Source organism: Methylobacter marinus A45 (assembly GCF_000383855.1).
GTDB classification, from domain to species: Bacteria; Pseudomonadota; Gammaproteobacteria; order Methylococcales; family Methylomonadaceae; genus Methylobacter; species Methylobacter marinus.
In genome coordinates this window covers 1229187-1251996 of the sequence record NZ_KB912877.1, presented here as the reverse complement: position 1 = coordinate 1251996, position 22810 = coordinate 1229187, and the positions used below count along the sequence as shown (strand labels likewise).

Annotated in this window: 23 protein-coding genes and 1 tRNA gene; 11 read left to right on the top strand and 13 right to left on the bottom strand. The window is 54.3% G+C overall.

The window, feature by feature from the left end:
- The first annotated feature begins 30 nt into the window (after positions 1–30).
- Positions 31–1740 carry a hypothetical protein gene (locus METMA_RS0105670; RefSeq protein ID WP_020158104.1) on the top strand — a complete coding sequence of 570 codons (1710 nt, stop codon included), beginning with the start codon at positions 31–33 and terminating at the stop codon, positions 1738–1740.
- A gap of 27 nt (positions 1741–1767) precedes the next feature.
- Here the strand turns inward: METMA_RS0105670 and METMA_RS0105665 are convergent, their stop codons facing one another.
- Positions 1768–2046, bottom strand: a complete 279-nt coding sequence (locus METMA_RS0105665) for a hypothetical protein (protein ID WP_020158103.1) — start codon at positions 2044–2046, stop codon at positions 1768–1770.
- A gap of 207 nt (positions 2047–2253) precedes the next feature.
- On the bottom strand, positions 2254–2904 hold the full coding sequence (locus tag METMA_RS0105660) for a TFIIB-type zinc ribbon-containing protein (RefSeq protein ID WP_020158102.1): 651 nt from the start codon (positions 2902–2904) through the stop codon (positions 2254–2256).
- A 208-nt stretch (positions 2905–3112) separates the two neighbouring features.
- Here METMA_RS0105660 and METMA_RS0105655 point away from each other — a divergent pair, with 208 nt between their 5' ends.
- Positions 3113–3652 carry a gamma carbonic anhydrase family protein gene (locus METMA_RS0105655; protein ID WP_020158101.1) on the top strand — a complete coding sequence of 180 codons (540 nt, stop codon included), beginning with the start codon at positions 3113–3115 and terminating at the stop codon, positions 3650–3652.
- A 229-nt stretch (positions 3653–3881) separates the two neighbouring features.
- Here METMA_RS0105655 and aroE read toward each other — a convergent pair whose 3' ends face one another.
- The 3 genes from aroE to hemB all read right to left on the bottom strand — a co-directional run bounded on the left by aroE (position 3882) and on the right by hemB (position 6332).
- On the bottom strand, positions 3882–4715 hold the full coding sequence (gene aroE / locus METMA_RS0105645) for a shikimate dehydrogenase (protein ID WP_020158099.1): 834 nt from the start codon (positions 4713–4715) through the stop codon (positions 3882–3884).
- Positions 4712–5245, bottom strand: a complete 534-nt coding sequence (locus METMA_RS0105640) for a hypothetical protein (RefSeq protein ID WP_020158098.1) — start codon at positions 5243–5245, stop codon at positions 4712–4714. Before METMA_RS0105640 ends, aroE begins: the two co-directional genes overlap by 4 nt.
- A 73-nt stretch (positions 5246–5318) precedes the next feature.
- A complete protein-coding gene (gene hemB, locus METMA_RS0105635) occupies positions 5319–6332 on the bottom strand; it encodes a porphobilinogen synthase (RefSeq protein WP_020158097.1) in 1014 nt (337 codons plus the stop codon).
- Between the two features lie 163 nt (positions 6333–6495).
- Here hemB and METMA_RS0105630 point away from each other — a divergent pair, with 163 nt between their 5' ends.
- The 3 genes from METMA_RS0105630 (at position 6496) to rimO (ending at position 9617) form a co-directional block, all read left to right on the top strand.
- Positions 6496–7143: an MlaC/ttg2D family ABC transporter substrate-binding protein gene (locus tag METMA_RS0105630; RefSeq protein ID WP_020158096.1), complete on the top strand. Its 648-nt coding sequence runs from the start codon at positions 6496–6498 to the stop codon at positions 7141–7143.
- Positions 7144–7292: 149 nt separating this feature from the next.
- The gene (gene cmoB / locus METMA_RS0105625) at positions 7293–8264 is read left to right on the top strand and encodes a tRNA 5-methoxyuridine(34)/uridine 5-oxyacetic acid(34) synthase CmoB (protein ID WP_408605830.1); all 972 of its coding nucleotides are present in this window, start codon (positions 7293–7295) and stop codon (positions 8262–8264) included.
- 30 nt (positions 8265–8294) lie between these two features.
- Positions 8295–9617: a 30S ribosomal protein S12 methylthiotransferase RimO gene (gene rimO, locus METMA_RS0105620; RefSeq protein ID WP_020158094.1), complete on the top strand. Its 1323-nt coding sequence runs from the start codon at positions 8295–8297 to the stop codon at positions 9615–9617.
- 108 nt (positions 9618–9725) lie between these two features.
- On the opposite strand, the gene METMA_RS0105615 is transcribed toward rimO, so the two are convergent.
- From METMA_RS0105615 to METMA_RS0105605, 3 genes are all read right to left on the bottom strand, one after another.
- Positions 9726–10142: a DUF6691 family protein gene (locus METMA_RS0105615; protein WP_020158093.1), complete on the bottom strand. Its 417-nt coding sequence runs from the start codon at positions 10140–10142 to the stop codon at positions 9726–9728.
- On the bottom strand, positions 10139–10570 hold the full coding sequence (locus METMA_RS0105610) for a YeeE/YedE family protein (protein WP_020158092.1): 432 nt from the start codon (positions 10568–10570) through the stop codon (positions 10139–10141). Before METMA_RS0105610 ends, METMA_RS0105615 begins: the two co-directional genes overlap by 4 nt.
- A gap of 301 nt (positions 10571–10871) precedes the next feature.
- Positions 10872–11549, bottom strand: a complete 678-nt coding sequence (locus METMA_RS0105605) for an alpha/beta hydrolase family protein (RefSeq protein WP_020158091.1) — start codon at positions 11547–11549, stop codon at positions 10872–10874.
- A 55-nt stretch (positions 11550–11604) separates the two neighbouring features.
- Here METMA_RS0105605 and METMA_RS0105600 point away from each other — a divergent pair.
- Positions 11605–11681, top strand: a tRNA-Asp gene (locus METMA_RS0105600).
- 61 nt (positions 11682–11742) lie between these two features.
- Here the strand turns inward: METMA_RS0105600 and METMA_RS0105595 are convergent.
- The 3 genes from METMA_RS0105595 to METMA_RS0105585 all read right to left on the bottom strand — a co-directional run bounded on the left by METMA_RS0105595 (position 11743) and on the right by METMA_RS0105585 (position 13700).
- Entirely contained in the window at positions 11743–12507 is a 765-nt protein-coding gene (locus tag METMA_RS0105595) for a Nif3-like dinuclear metal center hexameric protein (RefSeq protein ID WP_020158090.1), read from the bottom strand.
- Positions 12508–12512: 5 nt separating this feature from the next.
- Positions 12513–13040: an NUDIX hydrolase gene (locus METMA_RS0105590; RefSeq protein WP_020158089.1), complete on the bottom strand. Its 528-nt coding sequence runs from the start codon at positions 13038–13040 to the stop codon at positions 12513–12515.
- Between the two features lie 78 nt (positions 13041–13118).
- Positions 13119–13700, bottom strand: coding sequence for a beta-class carbonic anhydrase (locus tag METMA_RS0105585; protein ID WP_020158088.1), 582 nt, complete (start codon positions 13698–13700; stop codon positions 13119–13121).
- A 209-nt stretch (positions 13701–13909) separates the two neighbouring features.
- On the opposite strand from METMA_RS0105585, the gene METMA_RS0105575 reads away from it, so the two are divergent.
- From METMA_RS0105575 to METMA_RS0105565, 3 genes are all read left to right on the top strand, one after another.
- Entirely contained in the window at positions 13910–14845 is a 936-nt protein-coding gene (locus METMA_RS0105575) for a LysR family transcriptional regulator (RefSeq protein WP_020158086.1), read from the top strand.
- 18 nt (positions 14846–14863) lie between these two features.
- A complete protein-coding gene (locus METMA_RS0105570) occupies positions 14864–15466 on the top strand; it encodes a TetR/AcrR family transcriptional regulator (RefSeq protein WP_020158085.1) in 603 nt (200 codons plus the stop codon).
- A gap of 189 nt (positions 15467–15655) precedes the next feature.
- Positions 15656–16996, top strand: a complete 1341-nt coding sequence (locus METMA_RS0105565) for an MFS transporter (protein WP_020158084.1) — start codon at positions 15656–15658, stop codon at positions 16994–16996.
- 28 nt (positions 16997–17024) lie between these two features.
- Here the strand turns inward: METMA_RS0105565 and lplT are convergent, their stop codons facing one another.
- Positions 17025–18194, bottom strand: a complete 1170-nt coding sequence (gene lplT / locus METMA_RS0105560; protein WP_020158083.1) for a lysophospholipid transporter LplT — start codon at positions 18192–18194, stop codon at positions 17025–17027.
- Entirely contained in the window at positions 18191–20362 is a 2172-nt protein-coding gene (locus tag METMA_RS24040; RefSeq protein ID WP_051114329.1) for an AMP-binding protein, read from the bottom strand. Before METMA_RS24040 ends, lplT begins: the two co-directional genes overlap by 4 nt.
- A gap of 432 nt (positions 20363–20794) precedes the next feature.
- On the opposite strand from METMA_RS24040, the gene METMA_RS0105550 reads away from it, so the two are divergent.
- Complete coding sequence (locus METMA_RS0105550; RefSeq protein ID WP_051114391.1) at positions 20795–21325, top strand: hypothetical protein; 531 nt, start codon at positions 20795–20797, stop codon at positions 21323–21325.
- A 262-nt stretch (positions 21326–21587) separates the two neighbouring features.
- The gene (locus METMA_RS0105545; RefSeq protein WP_027147064.1) at positions 21588–22670 is read left to right on the top strand and encodes a GGDEF domain-containing protein; all 1083 of its coding nucleotides are present in this window, start codon (positions 21588–21590) and stop codon (positions 22668–22670) included.
- Positions 22671–22810 lie beyond the last annotated feature (140 nt).

Below are 22810 nucleotides of genomic sequence, written 5' to 3'. Positions count from 1 at the left end.
TGAATATTTTGTATATTGTGAGGATGTAAAATGGAAAATCCAAGATTCAGGACGGCGCCGGATATAACCGATTATAAAATTCCTTTTGCGGTGAATGAGCAAGCGCTCACCGAGTGGTTGCAAACCTTGTCCATGCGGCAGGATTACAATTCCTGCAAGGAAATCTTCTGTACCTTGCAGGCTTTTACCCGCATCGAAATCGATCCTCGGCAGCACTTGGCATATCTGCAAAAGATCAACACTTGCCTGGAACAACTCGTTAGGCAGTTGGAAAGAATTTATCTGGATGCCGGGTTTCCGCTCAGTAAGGAAGAGCGGGCTCATGTCGATATTGTCACGTTTGCCTTCGTGATGCTGGCTGAAAATTACTCGCTTCTGGGCGACAGACTGATTGCCCGTTCTGATGCGCCTGAGGCGGCTTTCTATCTGGCTTTACAGGCGGCAGGCAAAGCGTTAAAGCATATGTCGCAAGTTTACATGCAACCGTATGAAGGATTTTGGCTTTTCTGCTATCGGATTTATTCGGTAGCCGAGCAGGCAGGGTTTCTGGATACGGAAATTGAAGTCGGGGACGATAAAGGCAAAACTGTCCATGCCGCTTTCAAGCATATTCTGGTATTCGAGCTGTCCGGCATCAACCAATTCAGACCTCGGGAAATGGAGGCAATTCACCAGTTCTTGGAACGCTTTTCCGTCGAGGCCCCCATCGTGAAAAAGATTGCCCAAGGCACGGCACAAGGTTTGTGCGCCTTCAACCTAAAGCAGGACCGAGAGCCTGTGCATTTGGCACGGGCTGAAATGGACGATGCCGACCGTTATATTTCGCCGGTCAGAGTCGCAAAGAATCTCTATCAATTCTTGCAGCAGGAATCAACCGGCCAGGGAGCGTTAAAGTCGATAAACCGCTCATTGTTCATGCGTGTGATAAGGTCTTTAAGTTTGGCGCAAAAAAGAAAATATACCCGCGTTGCCGAACATCGGGAGGGGCTGGGAATCGTCGGCTTTAATAATTTGATAAGTTTCTTATGCAAGAATAATGACGACGTAAATGAAAATTTAGCTCCAGCCCGGAAAAAGGATCCCAGAATCAGTGGCAACTGGGAGGTGCCTGACCTGGATCTGGTGCCGGAAGGCAGTGAATGGATGCACCAGATGGCGTCGCGGTGCAACAACGGGAATGCCGGAAATTCCCAGATAAACAGGATCTTGGAGCTGAGCCGGGAAGCTTCATGCGACGGCCGGGTCTGGGAAGCATCGAATATCGGAAAAAGTCAGGGACTGGAAGATATCCCAACCGGGACCTTTGAAGTTATTAACAGCAGTGCTCAGGGGCTGTATATTTTATGGAAGGCCGTTGACTTAAAAGTTAGGGTCGGCGATGTCTTTGCCCTGCTTTCGGCTCAGGATGAGAGAGTGGAGATAGGTTTGATACGCAGAGTCGATAAGCCAGCGTTACAAGGCATAGGCCTGGGAATTGAAATGATTGGCTTTGAATCCGAACTGGTAGGACTGGCGCGGCCCGGACAGAAAGAACTGACGTGTTGGGCTGTCCTGCTGCCGGGAATCAAGGCATTAAACCAGCATGACAGTCTCGTCTATGGCACGAGTGATTTTTCAGCGGGTGAATTTGTTGATATGCGGCATGGAAAAAAAACGGTCTCATGCCGATTGCATAAATTAATCAATTCGACTCCCGCCGTTAGCCATGTGGAATTGTTTTATGCCCCGGATTCAATGTGATTGCGTATTGCCGGCTGATTATCACAATCAGGCTCTGTATCTCGAATCAGTTGTATCGGTAAGTTTTTGTTTATAAGCGGCAGGCCTCTCCCTGCTTGCATGTCGATTACTTGTAATCATTTGCAGGTAAATGAAACACATCCCAAAAACCATAGAATAGGACATGATGATGAAAACCAGAGAAATTGTAATGATAACTTTGTTCGGTTTGGCTTTATTGACCGGATGTGAAAAAACGAACGAATCCACCCCCGCCACGGGCAGTCCGTCCGGACAGACAATGACGGAAACCGCGCCTGCATCCACTATGCCTTCTCCTGCGGCGACGGCCCCCGCTCCCGCCGCTACTGAAGGTAACGAGTAAATAACATGGCCGAAAGTACGCCAGGTATTTTCGGCGGTTCATTTTTATAGAGAGTGCCGGGCATGGTGTATGCCAGGCACTCCGCATTGATCCGTCAATTCGAAATGCCGGTGTTTCAGATCAGAACTCAAGGGCTGCGGAATGCGCGATCAATAAAAAAGTCTTCCAATCAGTGAAGTAACCGTTTCGAATAAATCAATTTCCGGACTGATGACCGGGTAACCGGATGGTGCGGCAGTGTATTCGTGAACTGTTTGAGAACGGTTTTTTCTTTTTCCGGTTATTTGCTCGTGCAGTAACTGACCACCAGCCTTTTTCCATTCCATCAGGTGGGTTATCTCGCCGTTATCGAGCCAGATGCCATGGCTTCCGCATTGATCGATCACAACGCCGCTACGCGATGCGAATACGCGCCGGTTCATAAGGACACGACAAACCGGGCATTTGAGGTACTTGACTTTTTTATCCGCCCGGTAGCGATCCCGGTTGATAGTGTCCAGATGTTGCCTGTTGATGGCGAAAACGTTCGAGACTGTGCTTTCAAGCAAAATATCGATTTCCCCAGGATCGAAGAACAAGCCGAAACAGTTTTCGCAGCGTTCGATCAGGAATGCACTGTTAAGGTTGAGATCAATAGTTTGTAAGGGTATCTCACAATGTGGACACAACCGCTCCGATTGTTTAAGGGTAATCGAATAGGGATGCCGGCTTTTCAGGTCCACGTCATTATGCGTGCCGCAGTATAAGCATTTGTTGGTGTTTGCCGGCAGCGGCGCTGCGCAACTAATGCATTTAGCCATAATTTAGCGTCTATCGAGATTCTTTTTTATTCCCTGTCCGCGATCGATTGCCTAGCGCATATTTCCTGCCGGGCGATTCTTGGGGCGGATACCGTGCATTGCCTGACAGCACACAGTCACAGGTCAGTGTAAAACATCAATATTTGGCCGAGCCTTTGATGTATTATGCGTTCAGTCCATCAATTATAGTTAACAATCAGGAGGTAGTGTGGCCATTAGAAAGTTTGATGATAAGTATCCCCGCATCGGCAACTCCGTCTACATCGATGACAGCGCCGTGGTTATCGGCGATGTAACGCTTGGCGATGATGTATCAATATGGCCTGCGACGGTGGTCAGAGGCGATGTCGAGCGCATCAAAATCGGCGAGGGCACCAATGTTCAGGATGGTGCCGTATTGCATGTGTCGCATGCTGGTCAGTTTTCACCGCAAGGGCATCCGTTGACGATCGGCAAAGGTGTAACGATCGGGCATCGGGCGGTGGTTCATGCCTGCACGGTCGGAAATTATTGTCTGATAGGCGTCGGCGCCATCATCATGGACGACGCCGTGCTCGAGGATTATGTCATGCTCGGGGCCGGGGCGCTGGTGCCGCCCGGAAAAATACTGGAAAGCGGCTATCTCTATGTTGGCGCGCCCGCCAGGCAGGCACGGCCCCTAAAAGAGTCGGAAAAGGAATTTCTGGAATATTCTTACCAGCATTATATGCAGTTGAAGGACCAGTATTTGAAGCAGGCGAAGGCGTAGCGGAGGCTGGGAACAATTAGTGCATAAAAAATGCCATTGTTCGCCACGAAGTACACGAAGGCTTTTCAATTCAATTATTTGCAAATATTTCATAATGAACTCATGAAGTTATCGATGAGAAATGATAATGCCATGATTTTCTTCGTGTTCTCTGTGGTTCTATGAAATATCAGGATTAATTACATTTTGTTTAGCGTCTGCGACAGTTCCGGCCTTACTATTGCCTGCTTCATGCCCGGCGTTCTGAATTGAGCAATTCAATAACGGGCCGGGTTTCGGGGCGGGCGCCGCGCCAGATGAAAAACGCCTCGGCCGCCTGCTCGACCAGCATGCCAAGCCCGTCAAGACTCTTGGCCGCGTTCTGCCTGAGTCCCCAGCGCACGAAAGCGGTCGGTTCGTTGCCGTAGGCGAGGTCGTAACAGACGCCATTTTCAGCCAGTATGGCATCGGGCAAGGGCGGCAACTGATCGCTGAGGCTGGCCGAGGTGGCATTTAAAATCAGGTCGAATTGCTGATTTTGCAAGTCGCCAAATCCGCAGCCGCTGACGACGCCCTTGTTTTGAAAAGCTTGTGCCAGGTCGATGGCTTTGTCGACAGTGCGGTTGGCGATGACGATGGTGCACGGAGCCTGCTCAAGGAGCGGCCCCATGATGCCCCGGCTGGCGCCGCCCGCGCCCAGGATTAAAATTCGGCGGCCTGTCAAAGTGATGGCATGGTTGACGGTCAGGTCCGTTACCAGACCCTGGCCATCCGTGTTATCGCCGAGGATAGCGCCGTCCGCTTGCACGGCGAGCGTATTGACCGCCTGGCTCAGCTGAGCCCGTTCGGTTTTGCGGTCGGCAAAGGCCCAGGCCAGTCCTTTTAGCGGTACAGTACAATTTAATCCTTTGCCGCCTGCGGCGAAAAAGGATTGAACTGCGGTGTTGAATTGTTCGGCGGGAACATCCTGGGCGGTATATTCAATCGACTGTCCCGTTTGCTCGGCAAAAAGCTGATGGATTCTTGGCGATTTGCTGTGTTTAATTGGATGGCCAAAGACGGCATAGCGGTCTGTTTTTATCATGCCTGCGCTCTTTTTTCCGTCCAGTATTCCCACAAGATCGTTAGCAGCACTATGCCGATGGCTATCAATATTTCTATCCACAGAAAGTGTTCCGTGTATGAGGCAATAACGGCGGAAGAGCCCATGAACAGCCCGACCAGGCTGAAGCGCCAGCCTACCCGCAGGCCATCGAGAATGGTCGACAGCGACAGAATCAGCAAAATAACCAGGCCCGCGCCCTCGGGACTGATCTGACCGGACTTTTGCACTAAAAAAGCGCCGCCAACTACCAACAGGGAAGTGAGCCAGTGCAGGGATTGTTCGCGTAGTATTTTTTTGAAATCGTCAATACGGTGTTTAGACTGCAGCCAGCCGATCAGGATCGCAAACAGGGCGAACACGAACACCATGATGATCCAGTAGCCAAAACCGTCGGCCGGAGAAAAATCGGTAATGCCGATGCCTACCAGCGACAGAATCAGCAGCAGGACCAGGATAGCTTCTTCAAAGTGAAATCTTCTCTGTGGGGTAATTAGGTTGTCTTCTGACATGGTACGGGTTCCAGTTCGGCGTTATAAATAAAGTAAATACCTATCTCATCAGTGATGGCGAGCTAATAAAAAGTTATTCCTGCAGCCACTGCGCCACGGATTTGGCGAAATAAGTCAGAATCGCATCGCCGCCAGCGCGTTTGAAGGCCAGCAAGGACTCCAGAACCACCTGTTTTTCATCCAGCCAGCCGTTCATGGCGGCGGCTTTGAGCATGGCGTATTCGCCGCTGACCTGATAGGCGAACGTCGGCACGCCGTACTGATCCTTCACGCGGCGGATGATATCCAGATAAGGCATGCCGGGCTTGATCATGATCATATCGGCGCCTTCCTGCAGATCCAGCTGGATTTCGCGCAGGGCCTCGTCGGAATTGGCCGGGTCCATCTGATAGCTGTATTTGTTGCCCTTGCCCAGGTTGCCGGCGGAACCGACCGCATCGCGGAAAGGTCCGTAGAAGCTCGATGCGTATTTTGCCGAATAGGCGAGTATGCGCGTATTGACATGGTTCTGGCTTTCCAGGGCTTGTCTTATCGCGCCGATACGCCCGTCCATCATGTCCGAAGGCGCGACGATATCGGCGCCGGCTTTGGCATGGGACAAGGCTTGCCTGACCAACACAGCTATCGTTTCGTCGTTCATGACATAGCCGTCCTGATTGATCAGACCATCCTGTCCATGCGATGTGAAGGGATCCAGGGCAACGTCGGTAATAATGCCCAGTTCAGGAACCGCCTCTTTTAAAGCTCTTACACTACGCTGAGCCAGGCCGTCAGGATTATAGGCCTCGGCGGCATCATCGGATTTTTTATCGGCGGGCGTTACCGGAAACAGCGCAATGGCGGGAATGCCCAGCTCATAAAGCCCGCGCGCCTCTTCCAGCAGCAAGTCCAGGGACAGCCGCTCGATGCCCGGCATGGAGGCGACGGCTTCTTTCCGGTTCGAGCCTTCCGTGACGAACATCGGGTAAATCAGGTCGTCAACGGATAAACGATTCTCGCGCATCAAGCGGCGGGAAAAATCGTTATAACGCATTCTTCTCATGCGTGTGCGGGGAAAATTGATGTTATTATATGTCATCTTATCCATAGTCATGGGTTTGGAAATTATCAGAGCATCCGGCCCCGGTCTCGCGGGTTCGTTGAGGACACTTTACGGGCGATTTGACGGGGATTTATTTTATCAGGGAATGTGGATCACTGATATTCGAAATATGGAAAGTGTTCGCTGGTTTCAATTTTAGAGGGGTTTTATGAAGGCTAAACAATATACGGTATTTATCTTTTTTGCGGTAATGCTCGGTTTGATGCCGATGACGAAAGGCATGGCGGCCGAGCTTTTGCCTCCACAACAAGCGATTGAAGAAGCGTCGACAAAATTACAGGCAAAACTGCAGGATGAATCGTTCATTCAGGACTTTGTTCAGGTTGCGGGATTTGTTAACGAAGTCATTTTGCCACATACCGATTTCGACAGAATTTCCGCATTAGTGCTGGGACAGAACTGGAAAGCGGCGACTAACGAAGAACGGCAACGTTTTAAACAAGAGTTCCAAACGCTGTTGGTAAGAACTTATTCCAGAGCCTTTGTCGAGTTTCGCGACTGGTCGGTGCGGTTTTTGCCGCTGGACATGGAGCCCGGAGCAACAAAAGTCATCGTCAAAACAGAAGTGTTACAGCCCGGCATACAGCCAGTCGCGGTAAATTACCGCATGGTGCTGAGCAAAGGCCAATGGAAAGCCTACGACATCATGATTGAGGGCGTCAGTCTCGTGACCAACTACCGCACGACCTTCAGCAATGAAGTCAAAACCAAAGGGTCTTTAAACGCCGTAATTGACGGTCTGGCCAAACGCAATGCCGAAGCGCTTGCATCAGGCAAAACCGCTACCCACTCCTGATTGCTTGCCTTGTGTTTTAGTTGATTGCCACGAAGCATGCAGACTTCGTGGCAATACTCAAATAGCCCTGACTGACCCTACACCTTCCCGTTTTTTCTCAGATCATGCTGTGTTCGGATACCAACAGCGCCTCTTTCTTTACCTGAATGATTGATTATCAACCATTAATTACCACACTGCTCGATGCCAGGGCCGATGCCTGGACCCAACTTCTACCGCAACAGCTGGCACGCGCGTTCGAACCGGCCAAGCACGGTACATTGTTCCAATGGCAGGCGCTGATCGAGCAACTGCCGGAAGCAAGATGCGGCGACTCGGTGCTCGATGCCGATGCCGTGCGGATAGGACGGCCCGAGGATCTGGGCGACGAGGCCCGAAAACAGCTGGAAGCCCAGCTCAAGATCCTGCATCCATGGCGTAAGGGCCCTTATGACTTGTTCGGCATTCACATCGACACCGAATGGCGCTCGGACTGGAAATGGGAGCGCCTGAAAAACCACATCTCGCCGTTGGCCAATCGCCTGGTGCTGGATGTCGGCTGCGGCAATGGCTATCACTGCTGGCGCATGCTCGGGGCCGGCGCGCGCATGGTGGTCGGCATCGATCCATTGCTGCTTAACGTCATGCAATTCCAGGCAATCCGGAAACTGCATGGCGAAGCCCCCGTTTACGTATTGCCGATCGGCATGGAAGAAGTGCCTTATGGTTTGAAGCTGTTCGATACGGTATTTTCCATGGGCGTGCTGTATCACCGTCGTTCGCCTGTCGATCATCTGCTCGAATTGAAGGAAAGCCTGCGACCGGGCGGTGAACTGGTGCTGGAAACGCTGGTCATAGACGGCGGGCCGGGGCAGGTGCTGGTGCCCGAAGGCCGTTATGCCTGCATGCGCAATGTCTGGTTTCTGCCGACCTGCGATACGTTGACCGGCTGGATGAAGCGTTGCGGTTTCACCAATATCCGCGTCGTCGATGTGACTGTGACCAGTACGGAAGAACAGCGCACGACGGAATGGATGACCTTTCATTCGCTCAAGGATTTTCTCGATCCCGACGATCCAACCCTGACCCGAGAAGGCCTGCCCGCTCCCAAGCGCGCCATTATTATTGCGAATCCGGCTTAAGTCCCCTGTTTAACATTATTAGAGATTGAAATGACTGCCTCAAAGACTGCCCCCCATATTGGTTTTATTAGTTTGGGCTGCCCGAAAGCCCTGGTCGACAGTGAAAGAATTCTAACTAAGCTGCGCGCCGAAGGTTATACCATTTCGCCGACTTATCAGGACGCCGATCTGGTGGTCGTCAATACCTGCGGCTTTATCGATGCCGCCGTCGAGGAATCGCTGGACAGCATCGGCGAAGCGCTGACCCATAACGGCAAAGTCATCGTAACCGGCTGTCTGGGCGCCCGGGAAGCCGAAATCCGTGCTCGCCACCCGCAGGTGTTGAAAGTGACCGGCGCGCATGCGCTGGAAGAAGTCGTGGAATCGGTGCACGAGCATCTGCCTCCGCCGCACGATCCATTCACCAGCCTGGTGCCGCCGCAAGGCATCAAGCTGACGCCGCGCCATTATGCCTACCTGAAAATCTCCGAAGGCTGCAACCACCGCTGCACGTTCTGCATCATTCCGTCCATGCGCGGCGACCTGGTCAGCCGGCCGGTCGACGATGTGCTCTACGAGGCCGAGCGCCTGGCCAATGCCGGTGTCAAGGAACTGCTGGTCGTATCGCAGGATACCAGCGCCTATGGCCTGGACTTGAAGTACCAAAGCCGCGACTGGAAAGGCCGGTCCGTGAAGACGCGGTTTTATGATCTGGCCGAAGCGCTGGGCGATCTGGGCATCTGGGTGCGCATGCATTATGTTTATCCCTATCCGCATGTCGATGACGTGATTCCGCTCATGGCCGAAGGCAAAATCCTGCCTTACCTGGACATACCGTTCCAGCATGCCAACAGCCGCATACTAAAACTGATGAAGCGCCCGGCGGCCAGCGAAAACAATCTGGACAGAATTCGGGCATGGCGCGAAATCTGCCCCGATATCACCTTGCGCAGCACGTTTATCGTCGGCTTTCCGGGCGAGACCGAGCAGGAGTTCGAGGAACTGCTCGACTTCATGACCGAAGCGCAAATGGACCGGGTCGGCTGCTTCGCCTACTCGCCGGTCAAAGGCGCGGCCGCCAACGACTTGCCCGATCAGGTGCCGGAACAAGTCAAGCAGGAGCGTTTGGCGCGCTTCATGGCGCATCAGGCCGAAATCAGCGCCGCGCGCCTGCAGCAGCGTGTCGGTCGCGTTGAAACGGTGCTGATCGATGAAGTCGTCGAGGAAGGCGCCGTGGCCCGAAGCAAGGCCGATGCGCCGGAAATCGACGGCCAGGTGTTCATCGACGGCGCGACGCATCTGAAAGTCGGCGATCTTGTTGAAGTCGAGCTGGAAGAAGCCGATGAATACGATATGTGGGGACACCTGGTTTAACGCCCCGCACATCAATTTTAAAGCGTCAAACCACGAAGAACACGAAGTTTTAATCTGGCTTTCTTCGTGAACTTCGTGTCCTTCGTGGTGAATTAATCCGTTTGTACTTTATTTCCTATCAGCAAACCATTTCTGGGCAAAGAAGCCGGCATAAATTGAAGCCACCATGACCAGCGCCTCCAGTGTGCCCAATCCCAAACCGGCCACGGCGGGGCCCGGGCAGTAACCGGTCATGCCCCAGCCTATGCCGAACAGGCCGGCCCCCAGCAATAACGGTTTATCGATCTCCCGGCGTCTGGAAACATGAAAACCGTCGTCCAGTAAGGGCCCAGGGCGCTTCAGCACCCATCTGAAAGATACAAATGTCACCGCCAGAGCGCCGATCATGACAAAAGCAAGGCTGGGGTCCCAGTTGCCGGCGATATCGAGAAAGCCCAGCACTTTATCGGGATTGACCATTTGCGACAGCGACAACCCCAGGCCAAACAGAATGCCGCTGAGGAGCGCTAACAGGATTCTTTTCATACGGTCAGCTCCAGGGCATGGCGGATGAGGTAAACAGTGACAATGCCGCCGGCCATGAACGTCAATGTCGCCAGCAGCGAGCGCGGCGATAAATTGGCAAGGCCGCAGATACCGTGGCCGCTAGTGCAGCCGTTGCTCATGCGGGTGCCGAAGCCGACCAGAAAACCGCCTGCCGCCAGCAGGCCTAAAGGATAACCCTGCCGCATCGTAAAGAAACCTGGGGCAATCAGATTAAACAGAAAAGCGCCGATGACAAGGCCTGCCAGAAAGGCGAGGCGCCAGATCGTTTCGCTTCTCGGCGAATTGAATACACCGTTCATGATGCCGCTGATGCCGGCCATGCGGCCATTGAACAGCAGCAGCAGTGTTGCGCTGATACCGATCAGCGCGCCGCCTGTTAACGCAGAAACAGGGGAGAAATTTTCCACAGAACAAACTCCAGCATAATAATGAATTGGGAATATTCTACTATTATTCATCCCGTACTGCTGAATCAGGTGGAAAGTGAATGGCGCTTTTTGCTTTTACGCCGATTTAGAATGTGGCGCAGTCGGTTTTAAGCGGTGTAGGTGCGAATTTATTCGCACTGTACGCTATGTTGTTCCGGGTCGAATACCCCGGCACAAGTAAATTCGCCCCTATAACTGCGAAACATCAGTCAGGCATGATCTGCAAGAAGGCGAGTTCGGCGGGCTCAAAGGCAGATTACAGGCAGAGCGGTCAGCGCGCCTAACCCGCCCCAAGGCGCTGAATCCATGCGGCGCTGGTTTTGATGACTTCGTCCATGACTGCTTGTTCACTGCGGTTAAGCCGCTTCAGTACCTTAAAGGAATGGTCGCCGCCTTCGATAATGTGCAGGTCGGCCTTAACGGGCAGTGCCTTTAACACCGTCTGCAGTTGGTCGAGTTGGCATAAGGTATCGCGCGTGCCTTGAAAAAAAAGTAGCGGCGCCGAAATAGACGATAAATGCCCGGCCCGCAATTTATCGGCCTTGCCGGCCGCATGCAGCGGATAGCCGAACAGAATTACGCCGCCGAATCCCGGCCGTTGCGCCGCTATCATCGATGCATAACGCCCACCCATGCTTTTACCGGACAGTACCAGTTTGTCCGGCGCGAGCCGGGTTCGCTCCAGAACTGCATCGATGACAGCCTGCCACGTTGCTTCCAGAACGGCTGGTCGGTCGGGCGCCTTACGGCCTTGTTCCATATAGGGAAAGTTGAATTTGACAGTCAGAATATCAGCTTCGGCAATGCCTTCATGCAGGGTACTGATAAACCCGGAATGCATGTCGTTGCCGGCGCCATGCGCAATAATCAGCGCGTGCTGATATTGCTCGGGTATCAGCCATACGGAGCTGATTTCAGTGTTGTTGTTGACCTTAATTAAATGATTTTCCGGTTTCATAGAGAATTAAGCTTGACGGATCAGGGAAATGTTATAGAATACGCGCTCTGAAAACGGAGCGGTAGTTCAGTTGGTTAGAATACCGGCCTGTCACGCCGGGGGTCGCGGGTTCGAGCCCCGTCCGCTCCGCCATCGCATACAAGTGACACTAAAGCCCTGAACAGGGCTTTTTTTATGCCCGGCGTTCCGGCATTCAAGCCGGATTATCGCTGTCGATAAAAAAACAGTCCACATCGAATTGTCCGCGCGTTTTTTCCATCAGGGCCTGTATGCCGAATTGCTCGGTGGCATGGTGTCCGCCGGCAAACATATGGATGCCGTTTTCCTGGCTTTCATGCCAGTCATGCTCACTGATTTCACCGGTTACATAGGCATCCAGCCCTTCCTTTGCCGCCAGTTGCCAGTCGCTGTTGGCGCCGCCCGTGATAATGCCGACCGACCGGATCGGGGCCTCGTTATCCGGCGTCGCCATAATAACCGCATGTCCCAGCACGTCGGCGAGCTTTGCCTGTAATTGCGGCGCGGTCAGAGGCGATGCCAGCAGTCCTTTGACGCCCGTCGCCGACCCCTTGTAATCGCCGAAAGGCTGTTGCTGTCCGCAGCCGATCAGCCGGCCCAAGGTCGCGGCATTGCCGATCTCGGCATGGCCGTCCAGCGGCAGGTGATAACCGAACAGGCTGATGTTGTGCCTGGCCAGCGGCAAGACGCGCCGGGCAAAGGCGCCGGTCAAGGGCCGGGCACCGTGGAAGGTCCAGAATAAACCGTGATGCACGACCAGGGCGTCGGCCCGGTTGTCGACGGCCTGCCTGATCGAATCGCGTGTCGCGGAAACGGCAAAGGCGATGCGCTCGATTTCCGAGGCCCCCTCGATTTGCAGGCCGTTCGGGCAATAGTCGGCGTAGCTTTGCGGATTCAGCAGGCTGTCGAAAAAATCATTGAGTTGTTGTTGGGTAATCATGGAGATTAAGGCCTGTAGTGTCGCCAGATCGTTTTAAAGGTTTCGGTCAATGTCTGATCGTCGGCCGCGATGCGCACGGACAGCTCCTGCTCCGAGAACCAGGCGCCGGTTTCGATTTCATCGGGCGCCAGCGTAAAAGGGCCATTGTGCCGGCAGCGGTAAACCTGGATGAATTCCATGCCGATAGCGGCCGTGGCCGGCAGCTTGAACAAAGGTTCAAGTTCGTCGTCTGCCTTGATGCCCAGTTCTTCCTCGATTTCACGGAGCGCGCAACGGTCATAGTCTTCGCCGGCATCGACATGGCCTGCCGCCGAGGTATCCCACAGTCCGGCATTGAGATCTTTCAATAGCGATCTTTTCTGCAGAAACAGCCGGCCTTGATCGTTGAAGACCAGGATGTGCACGGCGCGATGACGCAGGGCCTGGGCATGGACGTGATGGCGCGGCAGCATATCTATCACGCGGTCATTCTCATCGACGACCGGGAGCAATTCATTGTACATAATAGAGGATAACAGTAAAAAACAAGCCATGGATTTTAGACTGTTATCGCAGACGCGCAAGCACGCCTTGAGGAAATTGCCCGCCTTTTCAGGCGGGCAGAGCAGTGCTTACCGAGCCTTTCCGGCTTCAGTGGCGGCCGGCACTTCAATCAGCCGCCCTGACTTGCAGTCATAGATGTAACCGTACACAGGAATGTCGGAAGGTACCAGCGGATGCGACTTAATGCGCGTCACGTCTTCAAGCACGCTTTGTTCCTGGTTCTTGATGGTCAACCAGTCGATATACTTGCCTTCGGCGGAGCCGGGACCTTCGCAGCAATCGTGCCAGCCGTTTTCATCGATGGAGGCGGTTTTCAGGCTGCTGTTCAGCAAATCGCGCATGATATCGTCGGTAAATGTCTCCATGCCGCAATCACTGTGATGAATGACAAACCATTCGCGCGTGCCGAGCAGTTTGTAGGAAATGACCAGCGAACGGATCGCATCGTCGCTGGCGCGGCCGCCGGCATTGCGGATGACATGCGCGTCGCCTTCGGCCAGGCCGGCATATTTGGCCGGGTCCAGGCGCGCATCCATGCAGGTCAGAATCGCGAAATGGCGGCCGGGCGGCATCGGCAGATCGCCTTTGTCGCCAAAATTGTTTACATACTCTCTGTTCGCTGACAGAACTTCGTTCAGGATTTTGCTCATGAATACCTCTCTTTATTATTATTCGGCCATAAAAAAGCCGCGATTATTATTCGGCCATAAAAAAGCCGCGGAGCCTTATCATATTACATGTATAAGACTCCGCGGCCCTAAAACTATCTCCGGTTGAAAGTCTAGACTAATAAACCAGGGTTTTAAATAGGGCTATAAATTTATACAATATAAACTCATGGTTTATAAAGTGCCGGCTTATGGGTAAATTAAACAATATTCAAGTCTTCTGCCGTATTGTCGAATTGGGCACATTCGCCGCGGTCGCGCGCGAAATGAATCTCTCGGCCATGATGATCAGCAAGTACATGGCCCAACTGGAGGAGTCGCTGGGCGTGGCTTTGCTGAACCGGACCACGCGTCGGCTGAGTCTGACGGAAGCCGGCGAAATCTATTATCACCGCGGCAAGCAATTGCTCGATGATTTCCTGGAACTGGACGATTACACCGCGCAGCTGGGCCGGCATGTAAAAGGCATGTTGAAGATCAGCGCGCCGATTGATTTCGGCGGCATATACATGGTGCCCGCCATTGACGCCTATCAGCGCGAGCACCCGGATGTCAGGATTTTGATGACCCTGCATAACAGCCGCGTCAATCTAAGCGAAGGCAGTTTCGACTTGTCTATTTTAGTGACCAACAACCTGGACCTGGGCATCGTGGCCCGCAAAATAGCCGAAACGCGCCTGTGCACCTATGCGTCGCCGGCCTATTTGGCCAAGTACGGCGAGCCCGAACAGATCGATGCCTTATATTCACACCGCTGTTTGCATTATATCGATACGCCGCACAAGGATTATTGGCTGTTTAAAGTAGGGGAGGAAGAGACTAAAATTAAAACCAACTGGCATTTCGCCTCCAATAATGGCAGAGCCTTATGCCAGGCCGCGGCCTTGGGCATGGGCATTACCCAGGCGCCGGAAATATCGGTTGCGAATTATCTGGCCCAGGGCCAGTTGGTGGAAATTCTGCAGTCGTATCGCATTCCCGCTCTGGCCGTATACGCCACGTATCTGCAAAGGCGTTTTTTGCCGGCCAAGCTCACGACGTTTGTCGAGTTTTTGATTAAATACTTTGCTGAAAATAACGACCCGAGCGAAGACAAGCTGAATACAAGGGAAAAGACCTCAACTTAAATTTATGGAATGATTAGCATGGCAAGACGAAGCGAACACAGTCTGGAAGAAATCAAGGAAATGGTCCTGAAGGCCGCCGAAAACATAGTCATCGAGGAAGGCTATTCCGCATTGACCGTACGCAAAATCGCGCTGGAGATCGGTTATACGGTCGGCAGTATTTACATGGTATTCGACAACATGGCCGATCTGGGGCTGCATATCAAAGGCCGCACGCTGGACGATATCGCCGTGCATCTGGACGACGCCGACGACGTTGTGGCGGAACAATGTATCGAAGCGTTGGCCCGGGCTTACCTGTCGTATGCCAACCGCAACTTTAACCGCTGGCGCATGATTTTCGAGCACCGCCTGCCGGAGCAGGCAGAGGTTCCGGACTGGTACCAGGCGAAAATCGATCAGGTTTTCAGGAAAATGGAAACGCAGTTCGCCCGGCTGGCCCCGCAATGCGATGAAGCGCAAAGAAAACGCGCGGCCCGGGCGTTATGGGGCGGTATTCACGGCATCTGCGAACTGTCCCTGACCGGTAAGCTGGATCTGGTCGGCGTTCACAATGTGGAAGAGAGTGTGGTGTTGCTGGTCAGGAATTTTATCCGCGGCTGGGTGGCGGAAGTGTGTTAGCCGGTCAAACGCCTTGGGATTTGGCTAAAAATGGCTTCCTGAAATGACACGCCTGCATAGGATGTGCCGGCCAAAAGCAGGCGCTCCAGGCGGCGCAGTGAAGCGCATCGCTCGCGAACGATGCGCCGCCTGGCGCCGGCACATCCTATGTTTAAACAGGAAAATTTTTGACGATCAAATCCTTAGCTTATGAACAATAACCAAAAACAACCGCCAGCCGATCAGACTAATCACGCCATAGGCCATGCCGGACGCCGGGAATTGCTGGCCTGGGCGTTGTTCGATTTCGCCAACTCCGGCTATACCACGGTCGTGTTGACGACGATATTCAGCGCTTATTTTGTCGGCGTGGTCGCCGGCAGCATGCCCGGTTCGGCAACGCTGTTGTGGTCGTTGGCTATCGGCGCCGCCAATCTTATCGTCATGGTTGGCGGGCCCGTTATCGGTGCCATAGCCGATTATCGCGCCAGCAAAAAACGCTTTCTGCTGATGTCCTCCCTGGGTTGCGTCATCTCGACGGCCTTGCTGGCGCTGATCGGCCCCGGCGATATCGTCCCGGCCATGCTGCTGGTGACCGTTTCGGCCATCATGTTCGCCATCGGCGAGAACCTGATTGCGGCGTTTTTGCCGGAGATCGTGCCGGCGCGGAACATGGGGCGAATGTCCGGTTACGGCTGGAGTCTGGGCTATTTCGGGGGACTTCTGACATTGGGGATTTGTCTCGCCTACATCACCTGGGCCAAGCGACAGGGCGTGCCGGAAACCGAATCCGTGCCGGTGACCATGCTGATCACGGCCGGCATATTCGCAATGACGGCGACGCCTACCTTTTTATGGCTGCGCGAGCGCGCGGTACCGTCATCGCAAGACCTGCACCTGTCTGTGCTGACGGTCAGCTTCAGGCGCCTGGCGCATACTTTTAAAGAAGCGGCACGTTTTCGCGATCTGTTCCGGTTTTTGATCACGCTGAGCGTGTACCAGTCCGGTGTCAGCACCGTCGTGGTGCTGGCCGCGATTTATGCCCAGGAGGTCATGGGCTTTGATACGCAGGCATTGATTATCCTGATCATGGTGGTGAATGTGACCGCGGCGGTCGGCGCCTTCATCTGCGGGCATCTGCAGGACCGCATAGGTTCGGTGCCGACCCTGGCCATGACGCTGCTGCTGTGGATCGCGGCCGTGTCGGCGGCCTTGCTGGCCGACCAGTCCGCGCATATGTGGATCGTCGGCAATATGATAGGCCTGGCCATGGGGGGGAGCCAGTCGGTCGGCCGGGCACTGGTCAGCAAATTCTCGCCGAGCGAGCGCTGCGGCGAATTTCTGGGCCTGTGGGGCGTCGTGAACCGGCTGTCGGCTATCGTCGGACCTTTGAGTTACGGCCTGATCAATTATTGGAGCGATGGCAACCATCGCCTGTCACTGGTATCGACCCTGCTGTTTTTTATCGCGGGTCTGCTGCTGCTGGCCAGGGTCGATGAGCAGCGCGGCAAGGCCGCCGCCATCGATGCCGGCGTGAGCCCGAACGAATAGCCGTCGCCAGTATACACCGGCCACATGACTAGCCGGCGGGCTGCAACTGCCTGTTTGGCAGGCGCAGCGACACCAAAAAAGTCGAGATGAAAACCACCGCCCCCAATGTCAGCATGGCCAGTACCGGATCGGCATTCCGTGAGGCGGCATAGGTATAGCCGCCGACCGCGGCCAGCATGGTCAGGTTTTGAAAGAAGCCTTGCAGGGCGACGGCGCTGCCGCTGCCGATGCTTTGCTGGCCCAGTTCCTGCAAGGCGGCGTTGACCGGCACGATAAACATGCCGCCCATCATGCCGATGAAAAACAGTACAAAACGGGCCGGCCACAGGCTGTCGGTCAGGCTCAGCCCGAAGATAAACAAAGCCATCAGATAGGCCGGGAATCTGGCGCGGCGCAGATGCTCCAGCGGAATCAACCGGGGCACCAGGGCCGAGCCGGCAATGATGCCGACCGCGAGGAACAAGGTCAGCTCGGCGATTTCAGTCGCATTCCTGGACATTAAAACCAGCGGCGCCCAGGCGACGATAATGACTCTCAGCGTCGCCGCCGCGGCCCAGAACAGCGAGGCGCCGATAATGGCGAAGCGCGAACGCGGGGTCGTGAAAAACTGGCCGATCTGGCGGCCGAATGTCATGATTCTGGAGCCCGTGTCGCTGCGTTGACCGACGCGGGCCGGCAGGGCCAGCGTGACCACGGCGGACGTGACAAACAGTACGATAGTGCCCGCGAGCGCCCAGGTGACGGAATAATCGGCGACCCGGGCGCCGATCACCATGCCCAACAGGATCGCCAGTATCGTGGAGCCCTCGATCCAGCTGTTGGCCTTGACCAGAAATTCATGGCCCGCCAGTTCAGGCAGAATGCCGTATTTTGCCGGGCTGTATATGGCCGCGCCCATGCCGACCACGCAGTAGGCCAGTAAAGGTTCCACCTGCAACAGCAGCAATCCGGCTCCCGCCGCCTTGATCAGGTTGGCGATAATCAGCACCCGGGATTTAGGGTGATGGTCGGCAAAGCCGCCGACCCAGGGCGCCAGCAGCACGAAAGCGACCAGAAACACGCTTTGCAGCGCCGGAACGTACCAGCTGGCCAACTGGGCCGATTGCATGACCATGGCAATGACCGTGAACAAAATGGCATTGTCGGCAAAGGCGGACAGGAACTGCGCAATCAGCAGCGGATAGATTTGCCGGCTCATGACACGTTGCCGGTTGCGGGATCAGGCTTGGCAATCGGCGCGAGCTTTTGGGACGCGAGCGCGGTCGCCGCCGGATAATCGGTTTTGCCGGAGGCCATGACCGGAATCGCGCTGACCACGAGAATTTTCTTCGGCAGGCCGATATGCGATATGCCGTCGGCGACCGCGGTCAGGTCGTGGAGGCTGGCATTTTTTTGCGTCGTGAGCAGGATAATCTGCTCGCCTTTTCTGACGTCGGGCAGGCTGATGGCGGCATGGTCCGCCTCGGGCCAGGCTTTCACGGCCAGTTGCTCGACGGCTGTCAGCGAGATCATTTCGCCGCTGACCTTGGCAAAGCGCTTGCTGCGGCCGCGAATGCTGATAAAACCCTCCTCATCGACATGCACGATATCGCCGGTGTCGTACCAGCCCTTGCCGTAAACCGATTCGGGCGGCACCAGCTTGCCAGGATTGTCGGCCAATAAATAGCCCAGCATGATGTTAGGCCCTTTGACGTGCAACTGGCCCGCCTCATGGATGCCCGGCACCGGTTCCAGCCGGTATTCCATGTCGGGCATGAAACGGCCGACCGTGCCGGCTTTGTAATCCATCGGCGTATTGACCGATGTGACCGGCGCCGTTTCGGTCGCGCCATAGCCTTCCAGGATGCGGATACCGAATTTGTCGGCCCAGGTCTGGCGCGTGCTTTCCTGCAGTTTTTCCGCGCCGGCCACGACATAGCGCATGTTGTAGAAATCATAGGCATGGGCTTTTTTCGCATAAGCCGCTAAAAAGGTATTGGTGCCGAACATGATGGTGGCGCTGATCTCGTAAGCGATTTCGGGGATAATGCTGTAATGCAGCGGCGTCGGATAGAAGAAGGCCTTCATGCCATTCAGGATCGGCAGCAGCGTGCCGACAGTAAAACCGAAGGAGTGAAACATGGGCAGGAAATTGAGCACGACATCCTGCGCGTTAAAGTTGATGCGCGCCTCCAACTGTTTGTGATTGCCCAGAATATTGGCATGGGACAGCACGACGCCTTTGGGCGTGCCTTCGGAACCGGACGTGAACAATACCACGGCCGGGCTGTCCGGACTGTAGCGATTATGGTCGTACCACAAGTTAGCCGTTTTGCTTTGCACCAACGCCTTGAATTTGGCTAACGGGGTGATCCGCTCAGCCAGATCCTCCAGATAGACCAGCCGGACCTGCTTCTCCAACTGCTCGGCTTCATCGCTCAAATGGCCCATCTCAATGAAGCGGCGCGAGGTCAGCACCGTCTTTACCTGTGCCGTTCGGCAGGCCGAAATCATGCCGGCCGAACCGGTGGAGAAATTCAGCATCGCAGGCACGCGGCCATGCAACTGCAAGCCCAAGGTCACGCACAGCGTTTTGGTCGAATTGGGCAGGAAAACGCCGACGTTCTCGCCGGCTTCGGTGATTTTTGCCAGGGCATTGCCGATCGCGATCGTGCGCGTAATCACGGTATCGTACGACAGCGGGATACGATCCAGGTCTTCGGCAACCGGATGTTTGCCGCCGTGTATCTTGCGCGCTTCCAGCAGAGCGGCAAAAATGGTTTGCCGATAATGGCTGGTGGCGAACATCATCTCCGTCATCATATCCGCCAGCACATGGCCGCTGTATTTGCGCCGGGTCTTGCCCCGTAAGTCGTCAGGCGCGGAGATCAGGGTGGGCGGCAGAATCTGAATCGTGATCTTGGGAAACAGGCGCAAACGCACGATATTGCGCAAGCGCGAGAAATGCGTGTATTCGGCGCCTTCAATGCGGACCGGCAGAATGGTCGCGCCGGATTTGTCGGCAACCATGCCGGTGCCGTCATAGATTTTCATCAGCGAGCCGGTCACGGTGATGCGGCCTTCCGGGAAAATAACGGTACGGGTCTCGTGCTGCAGATGATGAATTACATTCTTTAATGATATGGGATGCGTCGGATCCATGGGAAATACGTGCGACAGCCCTAGAAAAGGCCTTAGCCACCAGCGCTGGGAAATATGCGTGTTGATCGCGAAAGTGATGTCGTCCGGCAAGAAAACGCCCAGCAATAGCGGGTCCAGAAAGGACGTGTGGTTGGCTACGATCAGAACGCGGTTTCCGGCTTTTTTATAGTTATTCAGACCCTTAACTTCAACCTTGTAGATTAAAGTCAGCAGCCAATGTAGTATTTTTTTTCAGCATGATATTCCTCCTGGCGTAATCTTAGCAGACATTGAACTATGTCTTGAGAAGTTACTTTAATTCAAAATTAAACGACGTTCAATTAATTATTTTCATGCGCCCGCAGCCATGATTCACGGCCGTTACGTTAAGCTCTTAGACTGCATTCCGGGCGAACGGTTGAATCTGAATTCAGTCGCGGAAGGGCCACAAATCGGGCGGGCCCGTCTGCACTGCCAGGACATTTAATTGGGGAAAACAGTGACAAAACGGCAATTCCTGTCTAAATTCAAAAAACCGATGAGATTGAGCGTTACTCAACGTGGTGGCAGGCCAGACCAATGCCGTTAATGCGACTGCCAGGCAAAAATCGTCACGGCAGCCCGCAGGCCTGTTAACCTGGCGCATTCATGCGCCTGCTAATTTACTGGAGACAAAACATGCAACGAATCACACCGCGGATCAGCCAGACAGTGGCTCTCGTCATGGCCGGATTACTTATTGCCGGCCCGGTACACGCGGACAAGCCGTCATGGGGCGGCGGCAACCAGGGCGGCAAGGAGCGGCAGAAAGACAAACACGAGAGTTTCGAGCGTTCCAGGAATCAGAGGCCGGATCGTAACTGGAGAGCGGGAGACAGCGTAAACAGAAACGGCTATTTCCTCGACCGGCACCGAACCGTCATTCATGATTATTATGTCCAGCAGTATCGCGCCGGGCATTGCCCGCCCGGATTGGTCAAGAAGGGGAACGGCTGCATGCCGCGCGGCCAGGTTAAAAAGTGGCGGATTGGCCGGCCGCTCCCTCGGGATGTGATCTTTCACGATTTGCCGCCGGCGCTGGTCTGGTCGTTGAACCCGGCTCCGGCAGGACACCGGTATGTGCGCGTGGCGGCCGATATTTTATTGATAACGATAGGAACGGGCATGGTCGTGGATGCCATACAGGATCTGGGCAGAATGCAGCGGTAACCGTGGCAATCGGGGCGATTGCCAACAGCCTCCGCTGGCTTGAAATCTACGGTTGTCTGTCAGCGCGGTCAACTTTAACCGGTAAATATTGTCGCAGTAATTGTGTAGGGTTTGGCGGTAAGAAATTTCCTGTTTAAACGATAGGATGTGCCGCCTGGCGCGCCTGCTTTGGGGTCGGCACACCCTACGCAGGCGTGTCATTTCAGGAAGTCATTTTCAGCCAAATCCTTGAGTCACAATTGTTTACCTGCCAGAGATGCCGATGAAGCCGACCGACAAAACCCTGATGGAGCAAATGTGCATTACCGAACTGGACATCGAGCGCCGCAAGGCATTGCTGTCATTCACCGAGGCCGATGCCGGATGGCTGGTTAAGTGCAGGCCGGTCATCGAGATGCAAGTAGATGCCCTGATTGACGAATTTTACCAAATTCAGATCGGCATACCTGAACTCGCGCTGTTGATCGATAATGCCGATATTCTGAATCATCTGCGCGAAGTGCAGCGCAGCTATATTCTCGATTTGTTCGGCGGCCTCTACGGCATTGACTATATCAACAACCGCCTGCGCATCGGGCTGATTCATAAACGCATGGGGATCGCGCCCAAGTTCTATCTTACCACTACGCATTCGCTCAAAACGCTTTTGAGCCGGCCGATTAATGAAGCGTTTCCGGAAGACAGGGCCCGCCAGGCGATTCTATCGGCGCTCGATAAATTATTGCTATTCGATATCACACTCGTGTTTGAGACTTATATCCACAGCCTGGTCTGGGAAGTCGAGATTGAAAGGAAAAAATCCGAGAATTACGCGCGAACGCTGGAAGTCAAGGTCAGGGAGCGGACGCAACAACTGGAGGAACTGGCGCGCCGGGACCCGCTGACGGGGCTGCTGAATACGCGTTTTCTATCCGAAATGCTTGATTACACCATTAAATGCGCGCAGCGCCGCTCCGAGCCGGTGTCGTTTGTCTACTTCGATATCGACGACTTTAAAAAAATCAATGACATCGAGGGCCATCAACGCGGCGATGAAGTGTTATGCATGATAGGCGATGTCATAAAACACATATCACGCGCCGAAGACAGCTGCTTCCGCTACGGCGGCGATGAATTCTGCATCATTCTGCCCAATTGCCGCGAGGAGCAGGCCAGGGATATCTATGTCCACCGCTTCAACGAGGTTCTCGGGGAATTCCGGCAGGATATCTCGTTAAGCATCGGCATATACCAGACAGGCCCCGGTCGCTATGACGACCCCGATGCCGTCATCCGTTTCGCCGACCGGAGAATGTACGAAGCCAAAAGGGCGTCAAAAGCGGCACAGCAGCCATCGGATGCCTGAGAGTCAGGCACGGGCAACTGCCGCAATGCCCATTTTACCGGCTGACTTTCGGCATTCGTTATAAAAGACTGAGCCTGAACAAGAAAATATTGATCGACGGAGCTATAATGCAAAGATTTGAAAAACCTAATCCTTGCCGG

Excerpts from the sequence above, each read along its gene's own strand:
- aroE (WP_020158099.1), bottom strand. The coding sequence starts at position 4,715 with ATGATAAAAACAGACCGCTATGCCGTCTTTGGCCATCCAATTAAACAC.
- METMA_RS0105595 (WP_020158090.1), bottom strand. The coding sequence starts at position 12,507 with ATGATTACCCAACAACAACTCAATGATTTTTTCGACAGCCTGCTGAAT.
- METMA_RS0105615 (WP_020158093.1), bottom strand. The coding sequence starts at position 10,142 with ATGAAAAGAATCCTGTTAGCGCTCCTCAGCGGCATTCTGTTTGGCCTG.
- METMA_RS0105575 (WP_020158086.1), top strand. The coding sequence starts at position 13,910 with ATGGGTAAATTAAACAATATTCAAGTCTTCTGCCGTATTGTCGAATTG.
- METMA_RS0105605 (WP_020158091.1), bottom strand. The coding sequence starts at position 11,549 with ATGAAACCGGAAAATCATTTAATTAAGGTCAACAACAACACTGAAATC.
- METMA_RS0105630 (WP_020158096.1), top strand. The coding sequence starts at position 6,496 with ATGAAGGCTAAACAATATACGGTATTTATCTTTTTTGCGGTAATGCTC.
- METMA_RS0105660 (WP_020158102.1), bottom strand. The coding sequence starts at position 2,904 with ATGGCTAAATGCATTAGTTGCGCAGCGCCGCTGCCGGCAAACACCAAC.
- METMA_RS0105640 (WP_020158098.1), bottom strand. The coding sequence starts at position 5,245 with ATGTCAGAAGACAACCTAATTACCCCACAGAGAAGATTTCACTTTGAA.
- hemB (WP_020158097.1), bottom strand. The coding sequence starts at position 6,332 with ATGGATAAGATGACATATAATAACATCAATTTTCCCCGCACACGCATG.
- METMA_RS0105590 (WP_020158089.1), bottom strand. The coding sequence starts at position 13,040 with ATGGCTTGTTTTTTACTGTTATCCTCTATTATGTACAATGAATTGCTC.
- METMA_RS0105585 (WP_020158088.1), bottom strand. The coding sequence starts at position 13,700 with ATGAGCAAAATCCTGAACGAAGTTCTGTCAGCGAACAGAGAGTATGTA.
- METMA_RS0105550 (WP_051114391.1), top strand. The coding sequence starts at position 20,795 with ATGCAACGAATCACACCGCGGATCAGCCAGACAGTGGCTCTCGTCATG.
- lplT (WP_020158083.1), bottom strand. The coding sequence starts at position 18,194 with ATGAGCCGGCAAATCTATCCGCTGCTGATTGCGCAGTTCCTGTCCGCC.
- METMA_RS0105670 (WP_020158104.1), top strand. The coding sequence starts at position 31 with ATGGAAAATCCAAGATTCAGGACGGCGCCGGATATAACCGATTATAAA.
- METMA_RS0105545 (WP_027147064.1), top strand. The coding sequence starts at position 21,588 with ATGAAGCCGACCGACAAAACCCTGATGGAGCAAATGTGCATTACCGAA.
- METMA_RS0105570 (WP_020158085.1), top strand. The coding sequence starts at position 14,864 with ATGGCAAGACGAAGCGAACACAGTCTGGAAGAAATCAAGGAAATGGTC.
- METMA_RS0105565 (WP_020158084.1), top strand. The coding sequence starts at position 15,656 with ATGAACAATAACCAAAAACAACCGCCAGCCGATCAGACTAATCACGCC.
- rimO (WP_020158094.1), top strand. The coding sequence starts at position 8,295 with ATGACTGCCTCAAAGACTGCCCCCCATATTGGTTTTATTAGTTTGGGC.